At 68.3% G+C, this 1793-nt stretch carries 3 protein-coding genes; 1 reads left to right on the forward strand and 2 read right to left on the reverse strand.

Features of this window, described 5'->3' with window-relative positions; genetic code table 11:
• Window positions 1-209 precede the first annotated feature (209 nt).
• Entirely contained in the window at window positions 210-557 is a 348-nt protein-coding gene (arsC, locus tag ACEN88_RS30785; RefSeq protein ID WP_413345844.1) for an arsenate reductase (glutaredoxin), read from the reverse strand.
• 160 nt (window positions 558-717) lie between these two features.
• Between arsC and ACEN88_RS30790 the strand changes: the two genes are divergently transcribed.
• Window positions 718-1350, forward strand: a complete 633-nt coding sequence (locus ACEN88_RS30790) for a 1-acyl-sn-glycerol-3-phosphate acyltransferase (protein WP_413345846.1) — start codon at window positions 718-720, stop codon at window positions 1348-1350.
• Here the strand turns inward: ACEN88_RS30790 and ACEN88_RS30795 are convergent.
• A complete protein-coding gene (locus tag ACEN88_RS30795) occupies window positions 1324-1695 on the reverse strand; it encodes a HupE/UreJ family protein (RefSeq protein WP_413345848.1) in 372 nt (123 codons plus the stop codon). The genes ACEN88_RS30790 and ACEN88_RS30795 overlap by 27 nt on opposite strands.
• Window positions 1696-1793 lie beyond the last annotated feature (98 nt).

Below are 1793 nucleotides of genomic sequence, written 5' to 3' on the forward strand. Positions count from 1 at the left end.
GATGCGATGCGGTTGCGGGCGCTGCCGCGGTCCGGCCGGCCATGGCCACCTGTCCGCCCATCAGTGTCGCGGCGCCCAGCAGCCGCATCGCATCTCGTCTCGTCGTCATCGTGTCTCCTGTCGTGTGTTGTCGGCCGCGCGATTGGAAACGTTACCAATCGAAGTCGGACGACTATACCACTCGTCGTTTCACGATGTCAAAAGACGTGTCAAAGGATCTCCCGCACCAGCTCGGACGGCCGGCACAGCCGCACACCCTTGGTCGTGACGACGAACGGACGATTGATGAGGATCGGATGCGCGACCATTGCGTCGAGCAGCGCGTCGTCGGTCGTGGCCGGGTCATCCAGGCCGAGTTCCTTGAACAGCGCCTCCTTGCTGCGCACGGCGTCGCGCACTTGCAAACCCGCGCGGGCGATCAAGTCCTGCAGCTCGTCCCGCGTCGGCGGCTGGACGAGATAGTCGACGACGCGGGGTTCGGCGCCGGTCGCGCGGATCGTCTCCAGGGTCGTGCGCGACGTGCCGCAGCGGCTATTGTGAAAAATCGTGATGTCCATCTTGAAAATCCTTGTTTGAGAGGCAAGGATGATACCGACGCGGCCGCAACGCTTCCAGTCTTTTTGCTTGTCCGCCTTCTGGTAGCGCTATAAAATGCCCGGTTTGCTTGCCGAGACGCAATCATCATTGCTTGCAGGCGGCCTGCCGTATGGAGAGAACATGGACGACTACCTGGTGCGCCCCGAGGGGTTGCCGACCTGGCGCCAGCGCGCCGCGCTGCGTCTGCTGAACGCATTCGGCTGGCGCTTGAATTTCAAACCCCTGCCCGGTCCGCACGGCATCGTGGTCGTGTATCCGCACACATCGAACTGGGATTTCCCCATCGGCCTGTTGGCCAAGTGGGCCGTCGGCATCCAGTTCCGCTGGCTCGCCAAGGATTCGCTGTTCCGCGGCCCGATGGGCGCCCTGATGCGCTACTGGGGCGGCGTGGCCGTCGACCGCAGCTCGCCGCAGGGCGCGATCCGGCGCCTCGCGCAGACGATGCACGCGGCCGACTGGTTCTGGCTCGCCATCACGCCGGAAGGCACGCGCAGCTACCGGCCGCACTGGAAGAGCGGTTTCTATCGCATCGCGCTCGCCGCCGACGTGCCGGTGCTGCTCGTCGCGCTCGACTACGGCAAGAAGGTCATCGACGTCACGCGTACGCTGACGATGACGGGCGACGAGGCGGTCGACATGGCCGCCATCGCGCAGGCGTACGACGGCGTGCGCGCGCTGTATCCGGAGAACGCGGCGCCGATCCGCCTGACCGACCCAGGATCGCGTTCAGGCGACGCCCGCAAGCAGGTATAAGCCGGCCGCGCCGATCGCGGCGCCAGCCATCCGGCGCACGCGTTCCCCCGGCAACGCGCCGGCCAGCATCAGCAGGGCGCTCGCGACGAGGAAGCCGGCGCCGCTCGCCATCCCCGCCAGTTCCCGCCCGTGCGCCAGCCCGTGCAGGAACGCGCATCCCCCCACGACGACGATCGCCACCTGCGGCGGCAGGCGCCGCTGCAGGCCCGGCGCGCACGCAACCAGGGCGCCCAGCAGCAGCACGGTCGCGGCGATCGACGTCTCCAGCGCGGGCAGCACGAGGCCCGCGCCGGCGCAGGCCGCGCCGACCGCCAGCAGCGCGCACAGGTGATCCAGCCCCGTCAACGGATGCAGCAGGCCGGCCGTGAAGCCGCCGTCGGGGTCGGTGGGGTTTACACATCAGACGCGGCCGGCGGATAGAGGGGGGGTGGTGGGGGGGGGGG

It is taken from the genome of Massilia sp. CT11-108 (genome assembly GCF_047302915.1).
Classification (GTDB): Bacteria; Pseudomonadota; Gammaproteobacteria; order Burkholderiales; family Burkholderiaceae_D; genus Telluria; species Telluria orientalis.

Coding starts and splice junctions, on each gene's coding strand:
- arsC (WP_413345844.1), bottom strand. CDS start 557: ATGGACATCACGATTTTTCACAATAGCCGCTGCGGCACGTCGCGCACG.
- ACEN88_RS30790 (WP_413345846.1), top strand. CDS start 718: ATGGACGACTACCTGGTGCGCCCCGAGGGGTTGCCGACCTGGCGCCAG.